The following is a 23,506-nucleotide window of genomic DNA, read 5'->3' as shown; positions in this document are numbered from 1 at the left end:
GGCGGCTCGGACCACAGCTGTTTCCAGGCACCTCCGTGACCTGTGCGTTCGCCGGCCAGCCAGACAGCACCAGCCTCCGGAGGCCCCGCCTTGAGCGACCAGCCGTACGCGCACCTGCACGTCCACACCGAGTACTCGATGCTGGACGGCGCCGCCCGGCTGAAGCAGCTCTTCAAGGAGGTCGAGCGGCTGGGCCAGACCCATGTCGCGATGACCGACCACGGCAACATGTACGGCGCGGCGGAGTTCCACAAGCAGGCCACCGCCGCCGGGATCACGCCGGTGATCGGCATCGAGGCGTACGTCGCGCCCGAGTCGCGCACCAACACCAAGCGCGTCCTCTGGGGGCAGCCGCACCAGAAGCGGGACGACGTCTCGGCGTCCGGGGCCTACACCCACAAGACCATCTGGGCCCGCAACAAGCAGGGCCTGCACAACCTCTTCAAGCTGACCTCGCGCTCCTACGCCGAGGGCTGGCTGGTGAAGTGGCCCCGGATGGACAAGGAGATCATCGCCGAGCACGCGGCCGGCCTGATGGCCACCACCGGCTGCCCCTCCGGCGAGGTGCAGACCAGGCTGCGGCTCGGCCAGTTCGACGAGGCGCTCCGGTCCGCCGCCGACTACCGGGAGATCTTCGGCCGGGAGAACTACTTCCTGGAGCTGATGGACCACGGCCTGGACATCGAGAAGCGGGTCCGCGACGGGCTGCTGGAGATCGGCCGGAAGCTGGACATCCCGCCGGTGGTCACCAACGACTCGCACTACACCACCGAGTCCGACGCCGGCGCGCACGACCTGCTGCTCTGCGTCCAGACCGGCAAGAACCTCTCGGACCCGGACCGCTTCCGCTTCGACGGCACCGGCTACTACATCAAGTCGGCCGCCGAGATGTACGCGCTGGACTCCTCGGACGCCTGGCAGGAGGGCTGCCGCAACAGCCAGCTGCTGGTCGCCTCGCGGGTCGACACCGAGGGCATGTTCGAGTTCAAGAACCTGATGCCGCGCTTCCCGATCCCGGCGGGCTTCGCGTCGGAGGCGGACTTCTTCAAGGCCCAGGTCTGGCAGGGGATGGACCGGCGCTTCCCGGGCGGGTACGACGAGGAGCACAAGAAGCTCGCCGAGTACGAGATGGACACCATCATCCAGATGGGGTTCCCGGCGTACTTCCTGGTGGTCGCCGACTTCATCATGTGGGCCAAGGAGCAGGGCATCGCGGTGGGGCCGGGCCGCGGCTCGGCGGCCGGCTCGCTGGTCGCCTACGCGATGGGCATCACCGACCTCGACCCGATCCCGCACGGCCTGATCTTCGAGCGCTTCCTCAACCCCGAGCGCGTCTCCATGCCCGACGTCGACATCGACTTCGACGAGCGCCGGCGCGGTGACGTGATCCGGTACGTGACGGACAAGTGGGGCTCCGACAAGGTCGCCATGATCGTCACGTACGGCACCATCAAGGCGAAGGCCGCCATCAAGGACTCCTCGCGCGTCCTCGGCTACCCGTACGCGATGGGCGACCGGATCACCAAGGCGATGCCGCCGGACGTCATGGGCAAGGGCATCCCGCTCTCGGGCATCACCGACCCCTCGCACCCGCGCTACGGCGAGGCCGGCGAGATCCGCGGGCTGTACGAGAACGACCCGGACGTCCGCAAGGTGATCGACACCGCGCGCGGCATCGAGGGCCTGATCCGCCAGCCCGGGGTGCACGCGGCCGGCGTCATCATGTCCGCCGAGCCGCTCACCGACCACATCCCGGTCTGGACCCGGCACACCGACGGCGTCACCATCACGCAGTTCGACTACCCCACCTGCGAGGGCCTCGGCCTTCTCAAGATGGACTTCCTCGGCCTGCGCAACCTGACGATCATGGACGATGCCGTCAAGGCGATCGAGCGGAACAAGGGCGTCAGGATCAACCTGCTCGACCTGCCCCTGGACGACAAGCCCGCCTACGAGCTGCTGGCCCGCGGCGACACGCTCGGCGTCTTCCAGCTCGACGGCGGGCCGATGCGCTCGCTGCTGCGCCTGATGAAGCCCGACAACTTCGAGGACATCTCCGCCGTCCTCGCGCTGTACCGACCGGGCCCGATGGGCGTCAACTCGCACACCAACTACGCGCTGCGCAAGAACGGCCAGCAGGAGATCACCCCGATCCACCCGGAGCTGGAGAAGCCCCTGGAGGAGATCCTCAAGCCGACGTACGGCCTGATCGTCTACCAGGAGCAGGTGCAGAAGGCCGCCCAGATCCTGGCCGGCTACTCGCTCGGCCAGGCCGACCTGCTGCGCCGCGCGATGGGCAAGAAGAAGAAGGAGATCCTGGAGGCCGAGTTCGTCCCGTTCCAGCGGGGCTGCCGCGAGCGCGGCTACTCGGACGCGGCGATCCAGGCGGTGTGGGACGTCCTCGTCCCCTTCTCCGGCTACGCCTTCAACAAGGCGCACACCGCCGGGTACGGGCTGGTCTCGTACTGGACGGCGTACCTCAAGGCCAACTACCCGGCCGAGTACATGTCCGGGCTGCTGACCTCGGTGAAGGACGACAAGGACAAGTCGGCGGTCTACCTCAACGAGTGCCGGAAGATGGGCATCCAGGTGCTCCCGCCGGACGTCAACGAGTCCGACTCCGACTTCACCCCGCACGGGGACACCCTCGTCCGGTTCGGCCTCACCGCCATCCGCAACGTCGGCGGGCCGGTGGTGGAGTCGATGATCCGCACCCGGAAGGCGAAGGGGAAGTTCACCTCCTTCCCCGACTTCCTGGAGAAGGTGGAGTCGGTGGTCTGCAACAAGCGGACCGTCGAATCGCTCATCAAGGCGGGCGCGTTCGACTCGCTCGGGCACACCCGCAAGGGGCTGACCGCGGAGTTCGAGCCGATGATCGACAACGTGGTCGGGGTCAAGCGCAAGGAGGCGGAGGGCCAGTTCGACCTGTTCGGAGGCGACGCGGTCGCCGACGAGCCGAGCTTCGGGCTGGACGTGGTCTTCTCCGAGGAGGAGTGGGACAAGGCCTTCCTGCTCACCCAGGAGCGGGAGATGCTCGGCCTCTACGTCTCCTCGCACCCGCTGCACGGCATCGAGCACCTCCTCGCCGACAGGGCGGACTGCGCGGTGGCCGACCTCGCGGAGCGGCCGGACGGCTCGATCGTCACCATCGGCGGCATCATCTCGGGCCTCCAGCGGAAGATGACCAAGCAGGGCAACGCCTGGGCGATCGCCACCGTCGAGGACCTGGCGGGCTCGATCGACTGCATGTTCTTCCCCGCCAGCTACCAGCTGGTCTCCTCGCAACTCGTCGAGGACTCCGTGGTGTTCGTCCGCGGCAAGCTGGACAAGCGGGAGGACGTGCCGCGGCTGATGGGCATGGAGCTGTCGGTGCCGGACCTGTCGAACGTCGCCGCCCAGCTGCCGATCACCCTCACCATCGCGGAGAGCCGGCTCAACCCGCAGGTGGTGACCCGGCTCGGCGAGGTACTGGCCCACCACAAGGGGACCACCGAGGTGCACGTCCACCTCCGGCGCGGCGGCACCACCACGGTGCTCCGGCTGGACCGGCACCGGGTGAAGTCCGACCCGGCGCTGTTCGGGGACCTCAAGCAGCTGCTCGGGCCGAGCTGCCTGGCGAACTGAGACCGGCCCCGGGAGAAGCCCCGGGGCGAGCTCAGAGCACCGCGCCGCCGAGGGCGGGCGGGACGGCGGTGTGCAGGGCCGAGACGAAGGCCGAGATCGCCGGGTGCGAGCCCGCGCCCGCCCGGAAGGCGGCGCGGGTCCGGCGGTACATCGGCAGCCGGGTCAGCACCACCCCGGGCGGGGTCCGCTCCGTGCCCAGCTGCGGGACCAGCGCCACCCCCTGGCCGGCCGCCACCAGGGCCAGCACCGTCGCGAAGTCGTCGATCTGGTGCCGGATCCGGGGGGCGAAGCCGGCGCTCTCGCAGGCCCGGACGGCCATGCTGTGGCAGAGCGTGCCGCGCGGCGCCATGATCCAGGGCGCGGCGCGCTGCTCGGCGACGGTGCCGGCCGCCCGGGCCGCCAGGTACATCGGCTCGGTGAACACCGGGCGGGTCACCGCCAGGCCGGGCTCCGGGTCGGTCGGCACCAGGTCGTACTCGTGCACCAGCGCGACGTCCAGCTCGCCCGCGCGCAGCGCCGCCGCCACGTCCGCCGGGTCCACCTCCGCCACCATCGGCTCCAGCCCCGGGTGCCAGCCGGACAGCTCGGCGAGCACCGCCGGGATCACCGCCCGGGCCGCCGAAGGATAGGTGCCGATCCGCAGGGGACCGGCCAGCCCCTCCCTGGCGTGGGCGAGTTCGGCGCCGGCCTGTTCCAGCCGTGCCAGCACCGCCTCGGCGTGCCGGACCAGGCCCAGCCCGGCCGGGGTCAGCGCGACCCGCCGCCCGGTGCGCTCCAGCAGCGGGACACCGGCCTCCTTCTCCAGGACGGACAGCTGCTGGGAGACCGCCGAAGGGCTGAACGAGAGCGACTCGGCGACGGCGGCGATGGTGCCGAGGTGGGCGAGTTCGCGCAGCAGGCGCAGGCGTCGGACATCGAGCATCGGCCCAGCTTACGAGAAGCGTCAGAAATGTGAACTGGACCTGAGTGATGACCGGGCCGCAGGATCGTGGGCATGGAACACACGGTTCTCAAGGGCATCTACGTCCCGCTGGTCACCCCGTTCGCCGAGGACGGCTCGGTGGCGCTGGACGCACTGGAGAAGCTGGCCGGTTCGCTGCTGGACGACGGCGCGGCCGGGCTGGTCGCGCTCGGCACCACCGGCGAACCGGCCACGCTGGACGCGGCCGAGCGGCGCGCGGTGGTCGACGTCTGCGCGGCCGTCTGCGCCGACCGCGGCGCCCAGCTGGTGGTCGGCGCGGGCGGGGCCGACACCCGGGCCGCCGCCGAGGAGCTGGCCGGGCTGGGCGCGCGGGTGCCGGGGGCGGCGGCCGCGCTGGTCACCGTTCCGGCCTTCGTCCGCCCGGGCGAGGCCGGGACGGTCGCGCACTTCCGGGCGCTGGCCGCGGCGAGCGCGGTGCCGCTGGTCGTCTACCACATCCCGTACCGGACCGGGCAGCAGCTGTCGGCCGGCGCGCTGCTCGAACTCGCCGCGATCGACGGCGTGGTCGGCGTCAAGTACGCGACCGGCGGGCTGGACCAGACGGCCGTCGAGCTGCTCGCGCAGGCCCCGGACGGGTTCGCGGTGCTGTCCGGCGAGGACGCCTTCCTCGCGCCGGTGCTGGCGCTCGGCGGCGCCGGCGGCATCCCGGCCTCGGCCCACCTGGCCACCGCCCGGTTCGTCGAGCTGACCGAGGCCTGGGAGCGCGGGGACGTACCGCGGGCACGGGCCCTGGGGCACCGGCTGACCGCGCTGGCGACGGCCGCCTTCGCCGCGCCCAACCCCGCCGTCGTCAAGGGCGTGCTGCACGCGCAGGGCCGGATCCCCACCCCGGACGTCCGGCTGCCGCTGCTGCCGGCGGGGGCGGACGAGGTGGCGGTGGCGCTCGCACTCGCCACCGGTCTGGACCACTAGTCCGGCCCGGCCCCGATCCGGCCGGATCGGCGCCCGGCGGGACCGGCCGGACCGGGGCCGGGCTCTCACACCGTGGAATACCAGGTCGCCCCGCCCGGGTGACAGGGCATGATGGGCGGAGGGCGGCTGTGACCAGCACCATCAAGAGGAGTAGTCGGAATGAAGATCGGCATTGTCGGGGCCACCGGCCAGGTCGGCGGCGTGGTCCGCGAGATCCTGGCGGAGCGCGCAGGACTTCCCGGAGGTGTGGGTCCGGTGGAGCAGCTGCGACTGTTCGCCTCGGCCCGTTCGGCCGGGCGCACGCTGCCCTGGCAGGGCACCGACATCACCGTCGAGGACGCGGCCACGGCCGACTACACCGGCCTGGACATCGTGATCTTCTCGGCGGGCGGCTCCACCTCCAGGGAACTCGCCCCCAAGGCGGCCGCGGCCGGCGCCGTCGTGATCGACAACTCCTCGGCCTGGCGCCGTGACCCCGACGTCCCGCTGGTCGTCTCCGAGGTCAACCCCGACGCCATCGCGAACCGCCCCAAGGGCATCATCGCCAACCCGAACTGCACCACCATGGCGGCCATGCCGGTGCTGCGCCCGCTGCACGACGAGGCCGGCCTCGCCGCGCTGGTCGTCTCCACCTACCAGGCCGTCTCGGGCAGCGGCGTGGCCGGTGTGGCCGAGCTCCAGGACCAGGCCGCCAAGGTCGTCGACGGCGCCTCGGCGCTCGCCCACGACGGCTCCGCGGTCGAGTTCCCCGAGCCCAAGGTCTACAAGCGCCCGATCGCCTTCAACGTGCTGCCGCTGGCCGGCTCCATCGTCGAGGACGGCTCCAACGAGACCGACGAGGAGCAGAAGCTCCGCCACGAGAGCCGCAAGATCCTCGGCATCCCCGGGCTGAAGGTGGCCGGCACCTGCGTGCGCGTCCCGGTCTTCTCCGGCCACTCGCTGCAGATCAACGCCCGCTTCGAGCGCCCGATCAGCCCCGAGCGCGCCGTCGAGCTGCTCGCCGCCGCCCCCGGCGTCGAGCTGAGCGAGATCCCCACCCCGCTCCAGGCCGCGGGCAAGGACCCGAGCTTCGTCGGCCGCATCCGCGTCGACGAGACGGTGGAGAACGGGCTGTCGCTGTTCGTCTCCAACGACAACCTGCGCAAGGGCGCCGCGCTCAACGCCGTCCAGCTGGCCGAACTCGTCGCCGCCGAGCTCAAGGGCTGAGCACGCGGTCGCACCCGGCGGGCCCCGTCCTCGGACGGGGCCCGCCGCGCGTTCCCGGCCCTCGCCCGCGCCCCGGCCGCACCTCGCGCGCACCTCGTCCGCGCCCCGGCCGCACCGCCGCCGGATGTTGCCGGACCGCGACATCCGCCGAGATTCGGCGGGCGAACCAGGGGTAAAGGTGACCCAACGATCGGGCGGCCACGGGCACCCTCACCCCACGGGCCCGAGCGCCGGGCCGACCGCGCCCACCCGGCAGCGCCGCACACCGGCGCCGCCGGATCCCCGAGGGCGAGCGAAAAGAGGTGCGCGATGGACCGCTGTGTCGTCCTGGTGGACGCCGGTTACCTGCTGGGCGCCGCCGCCAGCCTGCTCGCCGGCGACCCGAGCCGTTCCCGGGTCAGTGTCGACCACACCGCGCTCATCACCGCGCTGCGCGAGCGCGCCGAGGCCGAGACCGGGCTGCCGCTGCTGCGGATCTACTGGTTCGACGCCGCCCCCGACCGCCGCCCGATGCCCGAGCACCGCCGGCTCCGGGTCCTGCCGCGGGTCACCGTCCGGCTGGGCGCCCTGACCAGGGCGGAGGGCCGCTGGGTGCAGAAGGGCGTGGACGCCGCGATGCACGCCGAGCTCTCCGAGCTCGCCCGCAACCGGGCCTGCGCGGACGTCGTGCTGATCACCGGCGACGGGGACCTGCTGCCCGGCATGATGTCCGCCAAGGAGCACGGCGTGGTCGTGCACCTCTGGGCGCTGCAGGCCGCCGACGGCGACTTCAACCAGTCCGAGGACCTGGTCGGCGAGGCGGACGAGCGGCGGGTGCTCGACCGGGAGTGGATCGAGGGCTCGTTCACCCTGCGCGACACCGCCACCGCCTTCCCCGCCCCCGGGCCGCGCCACGAGATCGCCAAGATCCTGGCCGCCCCGCCCGCCGCCGTCGCGTCCGCCGCCCGGCCCGCCGCCGTCCCCGCGGCCGAGCAGGTGCCGGTGGCGAACGGGCGCGCCACCGGGACGGCCACCGCGCTGAAGGTCGTGCCGACGCCCAAGGACCTCGCCGGGCGCACCCCCCAGCTGCCGGCGGCGGCGGCGCACCCCACCGGCCCGGTGCTGCGCTGGTCGTCGGACCGGGGCTGGGTCGAGCGGCCCGCCGTCGAACAGGCCGTCACCGCCGGGGACGGCCTGCCCACGCTGGCCCAGCTGACCACCGCCGAGCAGCGCTGGGCCGACCGCGAGGAGGACATCACCACCATCGGCGGGGACGCCCACGAGGTCGGCCAGGTGTTCGCCCGCCGCTGGACGGAGCGGCTCGGCGACGTCGAACGGCTCACCGTGCTCTGGCCCGACTACCCGCGCATCCCGCACCGGGTCGACGGCGAGCTGCTCCGCTACGCGGCCCGGTTCGGGCTGCTCGCGCACAAGGACGACCAGATCGACGAGCACGACCGGTACGCCATCCGGGCGGGATTCTGGAAGGAGCTCGCCGGCCGGGTGCCGGGCGGGGACCTCGTCGTCGACGACTGACCCGCCCCGCCGCCCCGGGCGGCCGGGCCCCCTTGTCCGGCCGACCGCGTCCACCGCGTAGAGTCTTCGCTCGTGAGCGAGGGCAAGGAGCGGAGCGTCGACAGGGACGCGATCCGTGGTGCGACCGCTCGGTGGAGCGAGGCGGGCGGATGAGCGAGACGGCCGGGCGGGCACCCGGGGAGGCCTCGCCGTGCTGTGCCGTACGCGACCTGGTCAAGACCTACCGCGCCGGACGCGGCACCGGGGCCGCCGGTGAGATCCGGGCCAACGACGGCATCAGCCTGACCGTCCGGCAGGGCGAGATCTTCGGGCTGCTGGGGCCGAACGGAGCCGGCAAGTCCACGCTGGTCCGCCAGCTCACCGGCCTGCTGCGGCCCGACTCGGGCTCCATCGAGCTGCTCGGCCACGACGTCGTCCGCCACCCCGAGCGGGCCGCCCGCCTGCTGGGCTACCTCGGCCAGGAGTCCAGTGCGCTGGACGAGCTGACCGTCGCGCTCGCCGCCGAGACCACCGGCCGGCTGCGCGGCCTCAGCCGGGTCCGGGCCCGGGCCGAGGCCGCCGACGTGCTGACCGAACTCGCCCTGGAACCGCTCGCCCACCGGCCGCTCGCCAAGCTCTCCGGCGGCCAGCGCCGCCTCGCCTGCTTCGCCGCCGCGCTGGTGGGGGAGCGGCCGCTGCTGGTGCTGGACGAGCCGACCACCGGCATGGACCCGGTCGCCCGCCGCGCGGTCTGGAGCGCCGTCGACCGCCGGCGCGCCGAACGGCGGACCACCGTGCTGCTGGTCACCCACAACGTCATCGAGGCCGAGACCGTGCTGGACCGCGTCGCGGTCGTGGACGAGGGCCGGGTGATCGCCTGCGACACCCCCGGCGGACTCAAGGCACTGGTGGACGGTGACGTCCGGCTGGACCTGGTCTGGCGGGACGAGGCACCGATGGCGGTGCCCGCCGTCGCCGCGCTCGCCGAGCGGGCCGAGCGCACCGGCCGGCGCTGGACCGTGCGCACCAGCCCCGAGCGGGCCCGCGAACTGGTCGCCGCCGTCACCACCGGCCCGGCCTTCGCCGCGCTGGACGACTTCACCCTGGCCACCCCGAGCCTTGAGGACGCCTACCTCAAGCTGGGCGGCCGCCATGGAGGACTGGCCAAGTGACGCTGCTCTCGGTGCCGCCGCAGACCGCCGGGGCCCTGGCCGGCGGGCCCGCCCCGCTGGCCCCCGCCGCCCGGCTGCTGCCCGCGCTGGCCGCCGTCTACCGGGCGCAGCTGGCCCGGGCCAAGGTGGCCCGCATTCCGCTGCTGTTCGTGGCGACCTTCCAGTCGCTCGGCATCCTGGTGATGATGCGGGGCGTCGTCGACCCGGGGCAGACCTCGGCCGCGCGGTCGGTGGTGGCCGGCTCCAGCGTGCTGGTGGTGGCCTTCGTCGCGCTCAACCTGCTGGCCCAGTACTTCGGCCGGCTGCGGGCCACCGGCGGCCTCGACCACTACGCGACGCTGCCCGTCCCGGCGGCCTCGGTGGTCCTCGGCGCGGCCGCCGCGTACGCCTCCTTCACGGTGCCGGGCACCCTGGTGACGGCCGTCGCCGGGGCCTGGATGTTCGGGCTGCCGATGGGGCAGCTCTGGGTGCTGCTCGCGGTGGTGCCGCTGGCCGGGGCGGCGCTCTCCGGGCTGGGCGCGGCCTGCGGACTGCTGGCGCCCAAGCAGGAGATCGCCACCATGTTGGGGCAGCTCGGCATGTCGGCGGCGCTGCTGCTGGGCGTGCTCCCGGTGGACAACCTGCCGCAGCCGGTGCTCTGGCTGCGCGAGCTGCTGCCCTCCACGTACGGCGTGGAGGCGTTCGCCCGGACCTTCGCGGCCGACCCGGACTGGGCGGCGGTGGCGGGCGACCTGGCGGTCTGCGCCGGGGTCGGCGTGGCGTCGCTCGCGGTGGCCACCTGGGCGTACCGGCGGGCCACCACCCGCTAGGGCCTGCCCGATGATCCGCGCCGCACCGGCGGGCGGCGGGAGGTGTCGGGCAAGCCCCGGGCCCGTGCGACGGTCCCGCCGCGCGAGGCCGGGCGGGCTCCGGGCGCGGGCCGGTACGGGTGGCGGGTCCGTTCGGGCGGCGGTCGTGAAACGATGGGGCCCGTGACCGTACCGAACACACCTCCGGACCCCCTGCGTGCCGCCGCGGGCACCGACGCGGACGCCACCGCCCCTGGTCCGGCCGCAGGCCGGGACCCGTACGCGCCGCCGCCCGTGGACCAGGCCGTCCTGCGGGCCGCGGACCGGCGGGCGCCGCTGGAGCGGCTGCTGCCCGAGCTGAAGGTCGGTGCGGTCACGGTGCTGGCCTGTCTGGCGCTGGGTCTGCTGATGGCGGTGCTCTGGGCCTGGCTGGCGCCGAAGGTGCCGCTGGTGGTCGACGGCAACAAGATCCTCTACGGCGACCCGGAGGGCGAGCAGCGGGCCGGGGCGGACAGCGTCTTCGTGCTGATCGGGCTGGGCATGGGCATCGTGACCGCGCTCGGCGCCTTCCTGTTCACCCGGCGGCGCGGCGGCGGGATCGCGGTGGCGACCGGCCTCGCGGTCGGCGGCCTGCTGGCCTCGGTGGGCGCCTGGGGCCTGGGCCGGCGGCTCGGCCCGGCGAGCGACCTCGTCGCCGAGGCGCGGCGGGTCGGCAACGGCGGCCACTTCGACGCGGACATCGACCTCGGGGCCTACGGCGCGCTGCTGGCCTGGCCGATGGCCGCGATGGTGGTGCTGCTGGCGCTCTCGGCCGCCTTCGGCAAGCGCGAGGAGGACCCGCCGCCGTACTGGGCGGGCCCGTACGACCCGCAGCGGCCGGTGGCCGGGCCGCCCGGCGCGGCCGGACCGCTGCCCGGCGGGTCGTTCCACCCGGGCCCGGCGGGGGAGCACCCGGGCGACCGCACGCCGCAGGAGCAGCCGCCGCAGGACCAGCCGCCGCAGGGCCGCACGCCGTGACGGCGCACCGGGCGGGGGCGGCCTTCGTCGGACCCGCCCGGTACGCCCCGGCGGTCAGCGGCCGATCGGGGCGGTCAGCGCGCCGGTGACGCCGACCAGGTCGGCCGGGGCCAGCTCGACCTCCAGCCCGCGCCGGCCGGCCGAGACGTACACCGTGGCGTGGGCGAGCGCGCTGTCGTCCACCACGGTGCGCAGCGGGCGGCGCTGACCGAGCGGGGAGATCCCGCCGAGGACGTAGCCGCTGCTGCGCTCGGCGGCCGCCGGGTCCGCCATCGCGGCCCGCTTGCCGCCGACGGCGGTGGCGAGCGCCTTGAGGTCCAGCCGGCCCGCGACCGGGACGACGCCCACCGTGAGCACCCCGTCGACATCGGCGACCAGGGTCTTGAAGACCCGCTCGGGCGGCACGCCGAGCACCTCGGCGGCCTCGCCGCCGTAGGAGGCGGCGGCCGGATCGTGCGGGTAGGAGTGCACGGTGAACGCCACCGCGGCGTTCTCCAGGGCGACGGTGGCGGGCGTTCCCCCGCCGCCCTTCTTCGGCTTCCTGGCCATCGGGACCTCTTCGAACGCGTGAGTGGGCGTGGTCAGTTGGGACTGAACGACTGCCGGGTCAGATCGACCGCGGGCAGCGACGGCAGCCAGCTGAGCACCGCCGTCTCGCGGCGCAGCAGCTCCAGCTCGGAGGTCAGCCGCCGGGCGGTGTCGGGGCAGGCCAGCAGCTCCTGCTTGACCGGCGTCCCGAACACCGAGGCCGCGGCCACCAGGTAGGAGAGCACCTGCGGGTCGTCCGGCAGCTCCTGGCGGCCGACCGTGCTGGCCTCGCGGGCGCCGGCCAGCCGCTTCTGGTACGCCCGGAAGGCCCGCTCCACGCCGGAGGCCAGTGCCCCGGCGCCCTCGCCGGGCAGCTCCTCGAGCGTCTCGATCTCGCCGTTCAGGTACGCGCCGCCGGTGTCCACCGAGCGCAGCCGGAACCGGGTGGTCCCGGTGACCAGCAGCTCGTACCGGCCGTCCGGCTGCTCCTGGGCCGAGGCGACGTCGGCCACGCAGCCGACGTGGTACAGCGCCTCCAGAGGGTCCCCGGTGACGGTGCCCAGGCCGTCCAGCGGACCGGCCGGGCCCTCCTCGGGCCGGACCGGCGCGACCTCGCGGCCGTCCTTGATGGCGAGCACGCCGAACCGCCGCGGCTGGTCCTCGGGGAGGGCGAGCAGGTCGGCGACCAGACGGCGGTAACGCTCCTCGAAGATGTTCAGGGGCATCACCAGGCCCGGGTAGAGCACGGTGTTCAGCGGGAAGAGCGGCAGCCGTTCTGTCACGGCCGACAGCGTAGTTCCCCGGGCGGCCGCCTCGCGCCCGGGTTATCCGCGCTGGAGCATCCGGGTCGCGCCCGCGGCGACCGTGGTGGCCAGGATCCAGCCGACGATCACCAGCCCGGAGGCCACCCACTGGCTGAACCCGCCGGGGTTCCAGCCCTGCTGGCCGAGGTCGACGACCGGCAGCAGCTGGCCGAGCGCGTACAGCACCGGGTTCCAGTGCGGGCTCTCGTCGGCCTTGAGCGGCTGGAGCCGGTGGGCGGCGAAGTAGCCGCTGCCGAGCGCCCAGGCGAGCAGCAGCCAGAGCGCGGCCCGGCCGGGGCGGAAGCCGTAGCCGACGGTGACGTCCTGGACCCGGCCCCAGAGCCGGGCCGGCAGCGGCAGGGTCTGCCGGCGGCGGCGCTGCTTGGCGTACAGCACCTCGCGGGCGTCGTCGTCGGCGCCGTCGCGGCGCAGGGCGGCGGCCAGCTGCTCGTAGGACTCGGGCTGGAACTCCACCGAGGAGCCCTCCAGCCAGGCGATCCGCTGCGGGACGCTGAAGGGCGCGGCCGGGCGCAGGCACTCGTAGGTGAAGCCGGTGAGGCCGAGGTGCCTGCCGTGCGGCCAGGAGTCCGGGGCGTCGACCAGGTTGCCCACCCGGGCGCGCGAGAGCGAGACCTTGCCGGTGGGCGGGGTGCGGCAGGTGAAGCGCAGCTCGGGGGTCTGGATCCGGCGCAGCGCCAGCTCGTCGTCCGTGCCCAGGTGGAACTCGGCGTCGGCGATCAGGCAGGCGTTGTCGAAGCGGCTGTCCGAGAGCCGGACGGCGCCGTGCGCGCGGAACGGCGTGCCGGCCACGCCGGCCGTGACGACCTGGCCGTAGCCGGAGCCGTAGTACGAGCCGGAGGAGGACCAGCCGCCGTCCGCCGAGCCGCTGAGGTACAGGGTGTGGCCGACGGTGAGCCGGACGGCGTTGAGGGCGTTCGGGTTCTCCGGGACGGCGTACAGCTGGGCGCCGCGCAGCGAGAGCCGGCCGCCGATCCGGGCGGAGCGCAGGCTGACCTCGCCGCGCGACTCCAGCCGGTCCGCCTCGAAGTCCTGGCTGACGGCCAGGCCGTCGGCGGACAGCGCCCGGCCGAACCGGTCGCCGCCGAGGACGGCCTGGTTGAGCAGCAGGTCGGTGCCGATCCGGGAGTCGGTGAGCCGGACGCCGCCCGGTATTCGGCAGCGGGCCAGGTGCAGGTCGCCGGAGGTGGTCAGGCGGGAGGCCTCCAGCCGGGGGATCGCGCAGCTGACGAAGCGCAGGGTGCCGGCGTCGGCCTCGGACACCAGGACCTTCCGCTCGAAGCGGCAGTCGTGCACCTCGACGTAGTGGCCGATGGTGCCGCCGGCCAGCACCAGCGGGCCGGTGACCCGGGCGCCGGTCAGCTTGAGCGAGGCGACCCGGCCGGGGGCGGCCGGCGGGCCGTCCAGCAGCAGGTGGGCCAGGACCTCGGCGCGGACGGTGCGCCCGGGGCCCCAGGGCGCGTCGCCGAAGGGGTCGTCCAGCGGGGTGCCGGTCCGGCCGCCGGCGCCGTTCGCCGGTTCGGCGCCGCGCGCCCGCAGGTCGTACACCTCGCCCTGGCGGAACGCCTCCCAGAGCCCCTGCTCGGTCCGCGTCCAGCCGTCCGGCGCACGCTCCGCCATCGTTCCCCCGTCTCCCCCGGTCGTCTCGCCTTTCGTATCACGGACTGAAATGCGGGGCCGCCGGTTCCGGCCACTCCTTACACTGGGTGGCGTGATCTCTCGAATCGACCTGCGCGGATCCCTCGACGACCCGCGCGACCTGCTGCCCCGTGCCGACTTCGACGTCGCGGCCGCCCTGGAGACGGTGCGCCCGATCGCCGAGGACGTGCATCATCGCGGGGTCGCGGCGCTGATCGACATCACCGAGCGTTTCGACGGCGTGCGGCTGGAGTCCACCCGGGTGCCCGCCGAGCAGCTCGCCGAGGCCCTGGAGACGCTGGACCCGAAGGTCCGCGCCGCGCTGGAGGAGTCGATCCGCCGCGCCCGCCTCGTCCACGCCGACCAGCGCCGCACCGGGCACACCACCCAGGTCGTGCCGGGCGGCACGGTCACCCAGCGCTGGGTGCCGGTGGACCGGGTCGGCCTGTACGTGCCGGGCGGCCTCGCCGTCTACCCGTCCTCCGTCGTGATGAACGTGGTGCCCGCGCAGGAGGCCGGGGTGACCGGCATCGCGGTGACCTCGCCGCCGCAGAAGGCCTTCGGCGGCCGGGTGCACCCGACGATCCTGGCGGCCTGCGCGCTGCTCGGCGTCACCGAGGTGTACGCGGTCGGCGGCGCCCAGGCGGTCGCCATGTTCGCGCTCGGCACCGAGGAGTGCGAGCCGGTCAACATGGTCACCGGTCCGGGCAACATCTACGTGGCGGCGGCCAAGCGGTACTTCGCGGGCCGGATCGGCATCGACTCCGAGGCCGGTCCGACCGAGATCGCCGTCCTCGCCGACGACAGCGCCGACCCGGCGGAGGTCGCGGCCGACCTGATCAGCCAGGCCGAGCACGGCCCGACCTCCGGCTCGGTGCTGGTCACCGACTCGCCCGAGCTGGCCGAGGCGGTCGAGGCCGAGCTGAAGACGCAGGTCGCCCGGACGAAGCACAGCGCGCGGGTGGCCGAGGCGCTGGGCGGCCGGCAGTCCGGCGTCATCCTGGTCGACGACCTGACGCAGGGCCTGGCGGTGGTGAACGCCTACGCCGCCGAGCACCTGGAGATCCAGACCCGGGACGCCCACGCGGTCGCCGACCGGGTCCGCAACGCCGGCGCGATCTTCATCGGCCGCTACACCCCGGTCTCGCTGGGCGACTACGCGGCCGGCTCCAACCACGTGCTGCCGACCGGCGGCTGCGCCTGCCACTCCTCCGGGCTCTCCGTGCAGACCTTCCTGCGCGGCGTCCAGGTCGTCGAGTACGACCGGGAGGCGCTGGCCGGCATCGCCGCGCACGTCGTCAACCTCGCGGACGCCGAGGACCTCCCCGGTCACGGCGACGCCGTCAAGGCACGTTTCGTGGGAGACGAACAGAACTGGCACAGCGACTGGACGGTTCCCCGCTCGTGAAGATCGACGACCTCCCCATCCGCGACGAACTGCGCGGACAGTCCCCGTACGGCGCACCGCAGTTGGACGTCCCCGTCCAGCTGAACACCAACGAGAACCCCTACCCGCTGCCCGCGGAGCTGGTGGCCCGGATCGCCGAGCGGGTGGCCGAGGCCGCCCGCGGCCTCAACCGCTATCCCGACCGGGACGCGGTCGAGCTGCGCGAGGGCCTGGCCGCCTACCTGACCACGACGACCGGTTTCGGGCGCACCCGCGAGCAGGTCTGGGCCGCCAACGGCTCCAACGAGATCCTGCAGCAGCTGCTCCAGACCTTCGGCGGCCCCGGCCGCACGGCGCTGGGCTTCGAGCCCTCCTACTCGATGCACGCGCTGATCTCCCGGGGCACCGGCACCGGCTGGCTCTCCGGGCCGCGCAACGCGGACTTCACCATCGACGTGGACGCCGCCGTCGCGGCGATCGCCGAGCACCGGCCGAACGTCGTCTTCGTCTGCTCGCCGAACAACCCGACCGGCACCGCCGTCGCCGCCGACGTGGTGCTGCGGCTCTACGACGCCGCGCAGGCCGCCCGGCCCAGCCTGGTGGTCGTGGACGAGGCGTACGTCGAGTTCTCGCACCGCGCCTCGCTGCTGCCGCTGCTGGAGGGCCGCCCCAACCTGGTGGTCACCCGCACCATGTCCAAGGCCTTCGGCGCGGCGGGCCTGCGGCTGGGCTACCTGGCCGCCGACGCGGCCGTGGTGGACGCGGTGCAGCTGGTCCGGCTGCCGTACCACCTGTCGGCCGTCACCCAGGCCACCGCGCTGGCCTGCCTGGAGCACACCGACACCCTGCTCGGGTACGTGGGCCGGCTCAAGGCCGAGCGGGACCGGCTGGTCGACGCGCTGCGCGGGCTGGGCCTGGAGGTGACCGAGTCGGACGCCAACTTCGTCCAGTTCGGCCGCTTCGCGGACACCCACGCCGTCTGGCAGGCGATCCTCGACCGGGGCGTCCTGGTCCGGGACAACGGCGTGCCCGGGTGGCTGCGCGTCACCGCCGGCACCCCGGCCGAGAACGACGCCTTCCTGGACGCCGTCCGCTCCGCCCTCCCGTCGCCCGCCCCCACCCCCGCAGCGGCGCGCTCCGCGCGCGCGGCCAGTCAGGAGCTGTAACCCGCATGTCCCGCATCGGACGCGTTGAACGCACCACCAAGGAGACCTCGGTCCTGGTCGAGATCGATCTCGACGGCACCGGCCGGACCGAGATCTCCACGGGCGTCGGGTTCTACGACCACATGCTCGACCAGCTCGGCCGCCACGGCCTCTTCGACCTCACCGTGAAGACCGACGGCGACCTGCACATCGACACCCACCACACCATCGAGGACACCGCCCTCGCGCTGGGCGCCGCCTTCAAGCAGGCGCTCGGCGACAAGGTCGGCATCTACCGGTTCGGCAACTGCACGGTGCCGCTGGACGAGTCGCTCGCCCAGGTCACGGTGGACCTCTCCGGCCGCCCCTACCTGGTGCACACCGAGCCGGAGTCGATGGCGCCGATGATCGGCAGCTACGACACCACCATGACCCGGCACATCCTGGAGTCCTTCGTGGCCCAGGCGCAGGTCGCCCTGCACGTCCACGTGCCGTACGGGCGCAACGCGCACCACATCGTGGAGTGCCAGTTCAAGGCGCTGGCCCGGGCCCTGCGCTACGCCTCCGAGCGCGACCCGCGCGCGGTCGGCATCCTCCCCTCGACCAAGGGTGCGCTGTGAGCAAGTCCGCGATCGTCCTCCTCTTCGTCGGCCTCTTCCTGGCCGGCGGCGTCATCTCGTTCTGGAAGCAGAAGATCCCGAAGGGCGTCATCGCCGTGCTCGCCATAGGCTCGGTGCTCTGCCTGGCCTCCGGCCTCATGCGGCTGTAGACCCGCCCCGGCGCCGCCCCGCGGGACGGCGCCGCACAGAGCCGCTTCGGAACAGCCGAGAGACTTGGACACCTGAACATGGGCAAGAACGTCGTCGTACTCGACTACGGGTCGGGCAACCTCCGCTCGGCCCAGCGCGCCGTCGAGCGCACCGGCGCGACCGTCACCGTCACGTCGGACTTCCAGGCCGCGATGGACGCGGACGGCCTGCTCGTCCCCGGCGTCGGGGCCTTCGAGGCCTGCATGCGCGGGCTGAAGGCCGTCCGCGGCGAGCAGATCATCGGCCGCCGCCTCGCCGGCGGCCGCCCGGTGCTGGGCATCTGCGTCGGCATGCAGATCCTCTTCGAGAAGGGGGTCGAGCACGGCGTGGAGACGCCCGGCTGCGACGAGTGGCCGGGCACCGTCGAGCCGCTGGACGCGCCGGTCGTCCCGCACATGGGCTGGAACACCGTCGACGCCCCCGAGGGCAGCCGGCTCTTCGCAGGCCTGGACGCCGACACCCGCTTCTACTTCGTGCACTCCTACGCGGTGCGCCGCTGGGAGCTGGAGGTCCACAGCGCGCGGCTGCACGCCCCGCTGGTGACCTGGGCCACGCACGGGCAGCCGTTCGTCGCGGCCGTCGAGAACGGCCCGCTCTGGGCCACCCAGTTCCACCCCGAGAAGTCCGGCGACGCCGGCGCCGCCCTCCTGACCAACTGGGTCAACACCCTCTGACGATCTGAGAGTTGCCACCATCATGAGCCGCCTCGAACTGCTCCCCGCCGTCGACGTCCGGGACGGCCAGGCCGTCCGCCTGGTCAAGGGAGCCTCCGGCACCGAGACCTCCTTCGGCGAGCCGCTCGCCGCCGCCCTCGCCTGGCAGAACGCCGGCGCCGAGTGGCTCCACCTGGTCGACCTGGACGCCGCGTTCGGCACCGGCAGCAACCGCGACCTGCTCCGTGAGGTGACCGCCGCGCTGGACATCAAGGTCGAGCTGTCCGGCGGCATCCGCGACGACGAGTCGCTGGCCGCGGCCCTCGCCACCGGCTGCACCCGGGTCAACCTGGGCACCGCCGCCCTGGAGAGCCCCGAGTGGGTCGCCAAGGTCATCGCCGAGCACGGCGACAAGATCGCCGTCGGCCTGGACGTGGTCGGCACCACCCTGCGCGGCCGCGGCTGGACCCGCGACGGCGGCCAGCTCTTCGACGTGCTGGCCCGCCTGGACGCCGAGGGCTGCGCCCGCTACGTGGTCACCGACGTCAACCGGGACGGCACCCTGACCGGCCCCAACCTGCAGCTGCTGCGCGACGTCTGCGCCGCCACCGACAAGCCGGTGGTCGCCTCCGGCGGCGTCTCCTCGCTGGACGACCTGCGCGCCATCGCCACTCTCGTCGGCGAGGGTGTCGAGGGAGCCATCGTGGGCAAGGCACTCTACGAGCAGAAGTTCACCCTCGAAGAGGCCCTGGAGGCGGTTTCAGGATGACGGAACGTCAGGTCGTACGCGGTCGGGTGGCCGGGTTCTCCCCCAAGGAGGACGAGTTCGGCTACTCGCGGGCGGTCGCCGCGGGGGACCACGTGCACGTGGCCGGCTCCACCGCCTGGGTGGACGGGAAGATCGAGCACGAGGGCGACCCGTACCTGCAGACCCTCGCCGCGTTCGGCGTGGGCCTCAAGGCCCTGGCCGCGTACGGCCTGACGACGGACGACGTGGTCCGTACCCGGATGTACATCACCCACTCCCGCGACGCCGACGAGGTGGGCCGCGCCCACCGCGCGCTCTTCGACGCCGCCCGCCCGGCGGCCACCATGGTGGTGGTCGACGGCCTGATCGACTCCCGGATGATGGTCGAGGTCGAACTCGACGCCTACCGCGCCGGGCTCGCACGCACTCTGGAAGGCAAACAGCCGTGACCCTCGCCGTACGTGTCATCCCCTGCCTGGACGTCGACGCCGGCCGGGTGGTGAAGGGCGTCAACTTCCAGAACCTGCGCGACGCCGGTGACCCGGTCGAGATGGCCAAGCTCTACGACGCCGAGGGTGCCGACGAGCTGACCTTCCTCGACATCACCGCCTCCTCCGGCGACCGCGAGACCACCTACGACGTGGTCCGCCGCACCGCCGAGCAGGTCTTCATCCCGCTCACCGTCGGCGGCGGCATCCGGGCCGTCGACGACGTCGACAGGCTGCTTCGGGCCGGGGCGGACAAGGTGGGCGTCAACACCGCGGCCATCGCCCGCCCGGAGCTGGTCCGGGAGATCGCCCAGCGCTTCGGCCGGCAGGTGCTGGTGCTGTCGGTGGACGCCCGGCGCTGCCCCGAGGGCACCGAGACCGCCTCGGGCTTCGAGGTCACCACGCACGGCGGGCGCCGCGGCACCGGCCTGGACGCCGTCGACTGGGCGGGCCGCGCGGCCGAGCTGGGCGCGGGCGAGATCCTGCTCAACTCGATGGACGCGGACGGCACCAAGGACGGCTACGACCTGGAGCTGGTCCGGGCCGTCCGCAAGACCGTGGCCGTCCCGGTGATCGCCTCCGGCGGCGCCGGCAAGCTCGCCGACTTCGCCCCGGCGGTGGAGGCCGGCGCGGACGCCGTCCTGGCCGCCAGCGTCTTCCACTTCGGCGACCTGCGGATCGGCGAGGTCAAGGACGCGCTGCGGGCGGCCGGGCACCCCGTCCGCTGAGACCGCGCCGCCCGGGCCGCCCGCGTGCGCGGCCGGCCCGGGCGGCTCCGCTCAGGAGTCCTGCCGCGGTTCGCCCTTGATCAGGGCGAACGGCGCGCCGAACGGGTCCGCCAGCCAGGCGATCCGGCCGACCTCCGGGACGTCCTCGGCGGGCATCAGCACCGTGCCGCCGGCCGACTGGGCACGGCGCACCAGCTCGTCCACCGTCTCGGTGGCGAAGTACGGCGTCCAGGACGGCGGCTGCCCCTCGCCCATCACCGGGGCGATGCCGCCGAAGCTGGTGGCCCGCAGGTCGCCCTCGGCGGGGGAGAGCACCAGGTACGTCATCCCCGGGGCCGGGAACTTCTCGTTGCGCCAGCCGAAGACCTTCTCGTAGAAGCCGAAGCCGGCCTCCGTGTCGGTGGTGTGCAGCTCGGCCCAGACCAGCGCGTTGTCCGCGGACACCGCGTCCAGGCCCTTGGTGGTGCCGGCCTGCCAGATCGCGAACTGCGCGCCCTGCGGGTCGGTCAGCTGGGCCATCCGCCCGGCGTCCATGACGTCGAACGGCGCGGCCCGGACGGTGCCGCCGGCCTGCTCGACGGCCCTGGCGGTGGCGTCCGCGTCCGCGGTCTTGAAGTACGTCGTCCAGGCGGACTTCGCACCCTCCTCGGTGAGCGGCCCGATCGCGCCCACGGTCTTGCCGTCGGCCTGCAGGAAGCCGTAGCCGCCCGTCTCCGGGCCGAGGTCCTGGAACGTCCAGCCGAACACCGCGCCGTAGAAGGCGGCGGCCGCGGCCGGGTCCGGACTGCCGAGGTCGATCCAGCAGGGCGAGCCGGTGGGAAAGTCGGTGGTGAGCATGAGGTGGTGCTCCTTCGACGGGAAAGACGGCCGGGCGGCGTTCCGGAGGCGCGGCCGCGCCTCTTCCCGGCCCGTTGCGAGTCTGCACCCCGCCACTGACATCCGCAGCCGGGGCGGCCGCGGGCACGTCCCCGCGGCCGCCCGCCCGGGCCCTACCCCCGGGCCGCCGGCAGCGGGAACAGGTGGTGCAGCGCGGCGAGCGCGTCCGGCGGGCCGTCCACCGACAGCTCGGTGCGGGCGCCCCGGCCGTGGACGAACAGCACCAGCTCGCCCGGCTCGCCGGTGATCCGCACCGTCGGCGCCCCCGCAGGGCCGGCCGTCAGGCTCCGCCCGTCCGGGTGGCGCAGCTCCAGCCGGGCGGGGGAGCGGCGGCCCTCCAGCCGGGCGAGCAGCGGCAGGCGGCGCCAGAGCGCCTCGGCCCGCCCGGGCGGAACCGGCCGCGCCTGCCACGGGTCGCCCGCCCGCACGACGTCCTCGGCGTGCACGAAGTACTCCACGGTGTTCGCCGCCTCGTCGGCGCCGGGCAGCGCGAAGGGGGAGAGCAGTGGCGGGCCGGCGCGGAACGTCCGCAGCAACTCCTCGTACGGGCGCTCGGCGTAGCCGGTGCGCACCCGCTCGGTCCAGCCGGCCAGCGGGCCGATCCGGATGCCGGCCGCGGCGTCCGGCCGGTGCTCGCGCAGGACCAGGTGGGCGGCGAGGTCGCGGGTGGTCCACCCGGCGCAGAGGGTGGGGGCGTCCGGTCCGGCGGCGGCGAGGAGTCCGGCCAGCCGGTGGCGCTCGGCGAGGGCGTGGTTCGACATGCGGACAGCCTAGGGGCCCGGCCCCGGGCCCGGCCGTCAGCGCAGGTGTCCGGAGAGCCGGACGCCGCCCGGGCGGTTGCTCGCCGTCAGGGTGCAGGTGAAGTCCCGCCAGCCCTGCTGGTAGTAGGTCATGGACGGACCGAACGGGTACCCGTAGTAGGGGCCGCCGCCGCCCTGGCGGGCCTCGGCGGCGGCCTGGGCCGGCTGGCAGCCCTCCCGCATCGCCTTGCCGATCTGGCTGTCGCCGGTCAGCCCGTCCGGTAGCAGCAGGTCGGCGATCGCCTCGCCGTCGTGCTCGCCCTCGCAGGGCCGGGCCTCCGGCTTGGTGACCGTCTTGTTCAGCTGCGGGTGGTCGAAGCAGGAGCCCACCGGGAGGAAGGTGTACGGCACCGTCCTGGTCGGTGTCGGTGTCGGGGTGGGGGTCGGGGTGGGCGTGGGCGTCGGGGTGGCCGTGCTGGGAGCGGGCGGCGGCGCCGGCGCGACCGGCTTCTTCTCGGGCCAGAGCAGCACGGTGGCCACCACCGCGAGCAGGACGGCCAGCACCGCCGAGACGGCGAGGACCAGGCCCCGCGACGGACGGGAGGCGGCTGCGGGGGGCTGCTCGGAGGTCATGGCCACGAGAATGGCCCACTCCGGGGCCCGGTGACAGGCGGTTGGCACAACTCGTACGAGCAGACCGGTCCGGTGCGGCAGAGCGGAGCCCGGCGGCGGACGGGGGTCGGTTAGGCTCGCCCCGGCACGACACGATCCCAGGAGTTTCGGATGCGCGTCGGAATCACCGGTCACCACGGCCTGTCGGGTGGCATCACCGAGATGCTGGTCCGCGGGGACCTCTGGAACCTCGTCACCACCTTCGGCTCCTACGACCTGGTCGGCGTCACCTGCGCCGGCGAGGGCCCGGAGAGCTGGTTCGCCCGGTCCGTGCTGGACCACGGCGGCAAGCTGGAGGTGATCGTCCCCGCCGGGGCGGCGCCGGTGGGCCGCGCCGAGGACCGGCACCGGGGCACCCGGCTGCGGCTGATGAACGAGGCCGGCGCCGTCCACCGGCTCGCCGCCGTCGAGCACGGCGGCCTCGGCGACGACACCGCCCGCGCCCTGGTCGGCATGGTCGACGAGGTGATCGCGGTCTGGGACGGCGAGCCCGGCAGCGAGCCCGCCCACGTCGCCGAACTGGCCCGGCGGGCCGGACTGTTCGTCCACCGGATCTGGCCGCAGGGCTGCGAGCGGTCCGCCTGAGCCGCGGCCGGGGGCGGGCCGGGCCCGCCGCCGCGCGGGCCGGGCCGCGATCCGGACGGCGGCCCGGCGGCCGGGGCCGGGCTGACACAATGGCCCCATGTCCACCACACCCGCCGCCCCCGGCTCCACCGCCCTGGCCCCCGAGATCGCCGCCCGGCTCAAGCGCACCGACGACGGCCTGCTCCCGGCCGTCGCGCAGCAGTACGACACCGGCGAGGTGCTGATGCTGGGGTGGATGGACGACGAGGCGCTGCACCGCACCCTCACCACCGGCCGCTGCACCTACTGGAGCCGCAGCCGCCGGGAGTACTGGGTCAAGGGCGACACCTCGGGCCACGTCCAGCGGGTCGTCTCGGTGGCGCTGGACTGCGACGGCGACACCCTGCTCGTCAAGGTCGACCAGAGCGGCGCGGCCTGCCACACCGGCGACCGCACCTGCTTCGACGCCGACGTGCTCCCGCTCGCCTGATCCCCCAGCCCGCCACGACCAGAA

24 protein-coding genes are annotated in these 23,506 nt (G+C 74.1%); 17 read left to right on the top strand and 7 right to left on the bottom strand.

The genetic code is table 11. The features are described from left to right. The first annotated feature begins 90 nt into the window (after positions 1–90). Complete coding sequence (dnaE, locus tag ACZ4UX_RS08085) at positions 91–3,624, top strand: DNA polymerase III subunit alpha (protein WP_359802506.1); 3,534 nt, start codon at positions 91–93, stop codon at positions 3,622–3,624. A gap of 31 nt (positions 3,625–3,655) precedes the next feature. On the opposite strand, the gene ACZ4UX_RS08080 is transcribed toward dnaE, so the two are convergent. Continuing rightward, a complete protein-coding gene (locus ACZ4UX_RS08080) occupies positions 3,656–4,546 on the bottom strand; it encodes a LysR family transcriptional regulator (protein ID WP_352287160.1) in 891 nt (296 codons plus the stop codon). Positions 4,547–4,618: 72 nt separating this feature from the next. Between ACZ4UX_RS08080 and ACZ4UX_RS08075 the strand changes: the two genes are divergently transcribed. The 6 genes from ACZ4UX_RS08075 (at position 4,619) to ACZ4UX_RS08050 (ending at position 11,195) form a co-directional block, all read left to right on the top strand. Next, positions 4,619–5,518 (top strand): dihydrodipicolinate synthase family protein, encoded by a 900-nt coding sequence (locus tag ACZ4UX_RS08075; RefSeq protein WP_465706056.1) that lies wholly within the window; start codon positions 4,619–4,621, stop codon positions 5,516–5,518. A gap of 159 nt (positions 5,519–5,677) precedes the next feature. Then, a complete protein-coding gene (locus ACZ4UX_RS08070) occupies positions 5,678–6,724 on the top strand; it encodes an aspartate-semialdehyde dehydrogenase (protein ID WP_329487236.1) in 1,047 nt (348 codons plus the stop codon). 309 nt (positions 6,725–7,033) lie between these two features. Next, entirely contained in the window at positions 7,034–8,239 is a 1,206-nt protein-coding gene (locus tag ACZ4UX_RS08065; RefSeq protein ID WP_465706055.1) for an NYN domain-containing protein, read from the top strand. A gap of 149 nt (positions 8,240–8,388) precedes the next feature. After that, positions 8,389–9,390: an ABC transporter ATP-binding protein gene (locus ACZ4UX_RS08060; RefSeq protein ID WP_465706054.1), complete on the top strand. Its 1,002-nt coding sequence runs from the start codon at positions 8,389–8,391 to the stop codon at positions 9,388–9,390. Beyond that, positions 9,387–10,199, top strand: a complete 813-nt coding sequence (locus tag ACZ4UX_RS08055) for an ABC transporter permease (RefSeq protein ID WP_465706053.1) — start codon at positions 9,387–9,389, stop codon at positions 10,197–10,199. The genes ACZ4UX_RS08060 and ACZ4UX_RS08055 overlap by 4 nt, the downstream gene beginning before the upstream one ends. Before the next feature lie 162 nt (positions 10,200–10,361). Further along, positions 10,362–11,195: a hypothetical protein gene (locus ACZ4UX_RS08050; RefSeq protein ID WP_465706052.1), complete on the top strand. Its 834-nt coding sequence runs from the start codon at positions 10,362–10,364 to the stop codon at positions 11,193–11,195. A gap of 54 nt (positions 11,196–11,249) precedes the next feature. Here the strand turns inward: ACZ4UX_RS08050 and ybaK are convergent, their stop codons facing one another. From ybaK to ACZ4UX_RS08035, 3 genes are read right to left on the bottom strand one after another with little or no spacing between them, the layout of a single operon-like run. Continuing rightward, complete coding sequence (gene ybaK, locus ACZ4UX_RS08045) at positions 11,250–11,744, bottom strand: Cys-tRNA(Pro) deacylase (RefSeq protein ID WP_352287176.1); 495 nt, start codon at positions 11,742–11,744, stop codon at positions 11,250–11,252. 32 nt (positions 11,745–11,776) lie between these two features. Continuing rightward, entirely contained in the window at positions 11,777–12,505 is a 729-nt protein-coding gene (locus tag ACZ4UX_RS08040) for an LON peptidase substrate-binding domain-containing protein (protein WP_329487230.1), read from the bottom strand. Positions 12,506–12,547: 42 nt separating this feature from the next. After that, positions 12,548–14,164, bottom strand: coding sequence for an oxidoreductase (locus tag ACZ4UX_RS08035; RefSeq protein WP_465706051.1), 1,617 nt, complete (start codon positions 14,162–14,164; stop codon positions 12,548–12,550). 91 nt (positions 14,165–14,255) lie between these two features. On the opposite strand from ACZ4UX_RS08035, the gene hisD reads away from it, so the two are divergent. The 8 genes from hisD to hisF all read left to right on the top strand — a co-directional run bounded on the left by hisD (position 14,256) and on the right by hisF (position 20,140). Next, entirely contained in the window at positions 14,256–15,590 is a 1,335-nt protein-coding gene (gene hisD / locus ACZ4UX_RS08030; RefSeq protein WP_352287180.1) for a histidinol dehydrogenase, read from the top strand. Continuing rightward, entirely contained in the window at positions 15,587–16,735 is a 1,149-nt protein-coding gene (locus ACZ4UX_RS08025) for a histidinol-phosphate transaminase (protein ID WP_465706050.1), read from the top strand. Before hisD ends, ACZ4UX_RS08025 begins: the two co-directional genes overlap by 4 nt. 5 nt (positions 16,736–16,740) lie before the next feature. Continuing rightward, positions 16,741–17,334, top strand: a complete 594-nt coding sequence (gene hisB / locus ACZ4UX_RS08020) for an imidazoleglycerol-phosphate dehydratase HisB (protein ID WP_329487226.1) — start codon at positions 16,741–16,743, stop codon at positions 17,332–17,334. Beyond that, complete coding sequence (locus ACZ4UX_RS08015; protein ID WP_329487225.1) at positions 17,331–17,483, top strand: hypothetical protein; 153 nt, start codon at positions 17,331–17,333, stop codon at positions 17,481–17,483. Before hisB ends, ACZ4UX_RS08015 begins: the two co-directional genes overlap by 4 nt. Before the next feature lie 78 nt (positions 17,484–17,561). Further along, positions 17,562–18,197 (top strand): imidazole glycerol phosphate synthase subunit HisH, encoded by a 636-nt coding sequence (hisH, locus tag ACZ4UX_RS08010; RefSeq protein ID WP_329487224.1) that lies wholly within the window; start codon positions 17,562–17,564, stop codon positions 18,195–18,197. 22 nt (positions 18,198–18,219) lie between these two features. Next, a complete protein-coding gene (priA, locus tag ACZ4UX_RS08005; RefSeq protein ID WP_360633292.1) occupies positions 18,220–18,945 on the top strand; it encodes a bifunctional 1-(5-phosphoribosyl)-5-((5-phosphoribosylamino)methylideneamino)imidazole-4-carboxamide isomerase/phosphoribosylanthranilate isomerase PriA in 726 nt (241 codons plus the stop codon). Further along, positions 18,942–19,373, top strand: a complete 432-nt coding sequence (locus ACZ4UX_RS08000; RefSeq protein ID WP_329487222.1) for a Rid family hydrolase — start codon at positions 18,942–18,944, stop codon at positions 19,371–19,373. The genes priA and ACZ4UX_RS08000 overlap by 4 nt, the downstream gene beginning before the upstream one ends. Beyond that, complete coding sequence (gene hisF, locus ACZ4UX_RS07995) at positions 19,370–20,140, top strand: imidazole glycerol phosphate synthase subunit HisF (RefSeq protein ID WP_465706049.1); 771 nt, start codon at positions 19,370–19,372, stop codon at positions 20,138–20,140. Before ACZ4UX_RS08000 ends, hisF begins: the two co-directional genes overlap by 4 nt. A 51-nt stretch (positions 20,141–20,191) precedes the next feature. Here the strand turns inward: hisF and ACZ4UX_RS07990 are convergent, their stop codons facing one another. From ACZ4UX_RS07990 to ACZ4UX_RS07980, 3 genes are all read right to left on the bottom strand, one after another. Continuing rightward, positions 20,192–20,977: a VOC family protein gene (locus ACZ4UX_RS07990; protein ID WP_465706048.1), complete on the bottom strand. Its 786-nt coding sequence runs from the start codon at positions 20,975–20,977 to the stop codon at positions 20,192–20,194. A 152-nt stretch (positions 20,978–21,129) separates the two neighbouring features. After that, on the bottom strand, positions 21,130–21,777 hold the full coding sequence (locus ACZ4UX_RS07985) for a TIGR03085 family metal-binding protein (RefSeq protein WP_465706047.1): 648 nt from the start codon (positions 21,775–21,777) through the stop codon (positions 21,130–21,132). Between the two features lie 36 nt (positions 21,778–21,813). Continuing rightward, positions 21,814–22,389 (bottom strand): hypothetical protein, encoded by a 576-nt coding sequence (locus ACZ4UX_RS07980; protein WP_465706046.1) that lies wholly within the window; start codon positions 22,387–22,389, stop codon positions 21,814–21,816. Positions 22,390–22,539: 150 nt separating this feature from the next. Between ACZ4UX_RS07980 and ACZ4UX_RS07975 the strand changes: the two genes are divergently transcribed. Continuing rightward, entirely contained in the window at positions 22,540–23,013 is a 474-nt protein-coding gene (locus ACZ4UX_RS07975) for a hypothetical protein (RefSeq protein WP_465706045.1), read from the top strand. Between the two features lie 97 nt (positions 23,014–23,110). After that, on the top strand, positions 23,111–23,482 hold the full coding sequence (hisI, locus tag ACZ4UX_RS07970; protein WP_329487216.1) for a phosphoribosyl-AMP cyclohydrolase: 372 nt from the start codon (positions 23,111–23,113) through the stop codon (positions 23,480–23,482). Positions 23,483–23,506: the final 24 nt, after the last annotated feature.

The sequence above is a fragment of the Kitasatospora sp. NPDC028961 genome (assembly GCF_055564815.1).
This window is presented reverse-complemented; position numbering and strand designations above follow the sequence as displayed.

Excerpts from the sequence above, each read along its gene's own strand:
- ACZ4UX_RS07990 (WP_465706048.1), bottom strand. The coding sequence starts at position 20,977 with ATGCTCACCACCGACTTTCCCACCGGCTCGCCCTGCTGGATCGACCTC.
- ACZ4UX_RS07975 (WP_465706045.1), top strand. The coding sequence starts at position 22,540 with ATGCGCGTCGGAATCACCGGTCACCACGGCCTGTCGGGTGGCATCACC.
- ACZ4UX_RS08000 (WP_329487222.1), top strand. The coding sequence starts at position 18,942 with ATGACGGAACGTCAGGTCGTACGCGGTCGGGTGGCCGGGTTCTCCCCC.
- hisB (WP_329487226.1), top strand. The coding sequence starts at position 16,741 with ATGTCCCGCATCGGACGCGTTGAACGCACCACCAAGGAGACCTCGGTC.
- priA (WP_360633292.1), top strand. The coding sequence starts at position 18,220 with ATGAGCCGCCTCGAACTGCTCCCCGCCGTCGACGTCCGGGACGGCCAG.
- ACZ4UX_RS08035 (WP_465706051.1), bottom strand. The coding sequence starts at position 14,164 with ATGGCGGAGCGTGCGCCGGACGGCTGGACGCGGACCGAGCAGGGGCTC.
- ACZ4UX_RS08065 (WP_465706055.1), top strand. The coding sequence starts at position 7,034 with ATGGACCGCTGTGTCGTCCTGGTGGACGCCGGTTACCTGCTGGGCGCC.
- ACZ4UX_RS08080 (WP_352287160.1), bottom strand. The coding sequence starts at position 4,546 with ATGCTCGATGTCCGACGCCTGCGCCTGCTGCGCGAACTCGCCCACCTC.
- ACZ4UX_RS07985 (WP_465706047.1), bottom strand. The coding sequence starts at position 21,777 with ATGTCGAACCACGCCCTCGCCGAGCGCCACCGGCTGGCCGGACTCCTC.
- hisI (WP_329487216.1), top strand. The coding sequence starts at position 23,111 with ATGTCCACCACACCCGCCGCCCCCGGCTCCACCGCCCTGGCCCCCGAG.
- ACZ4UX_RS08070 (WP_329487236.1), top strand. The coding sequence starts at position 5,678 with ATGAAGATCGGCATTGTCGGGGCCACCGGCCAGGTCGGCGGCGTGGTC.
- ybaK (WP_352287176.1), bottom strand. The coding sequence starts at position 11,744 with ATGGCCAGGAAGCCGAAGAAGGGCGGCGGGGGAACGCCCGCCACCGTC.
- ACZ4UX_RS07980 (WP_465706046.1), bottom strand. The coding sequence starts at position 22,389 with ATGACCTCCGAGCAGCCCCCCGCAGCCGCCTCCCGTCCGTCGCGGGGC.
- ACZ4UX_RS08060 (WP_465706054.1), top strand. The coding sequence starts at position 8,389 with ATGAGCGAGACGGCCGGGCGGGCACCCGGGGAGGCCTCGCCGTGCTGT.
- ACZ4UX_RS08075 (WP_465706056.1), top strand. The coding sequence starts at position 4,619 with ATGGAACACACGGTTCTCAAGGGCATCTACGTCCCGCTGGTCACCCCG.
- hisH (WP_329487224.1), top strand. The coding sequence starts at position 17,562 with ATGGGCAAGAACGTCGTCGTACTCGACTACGGGTCGGGCAACCTCCGC.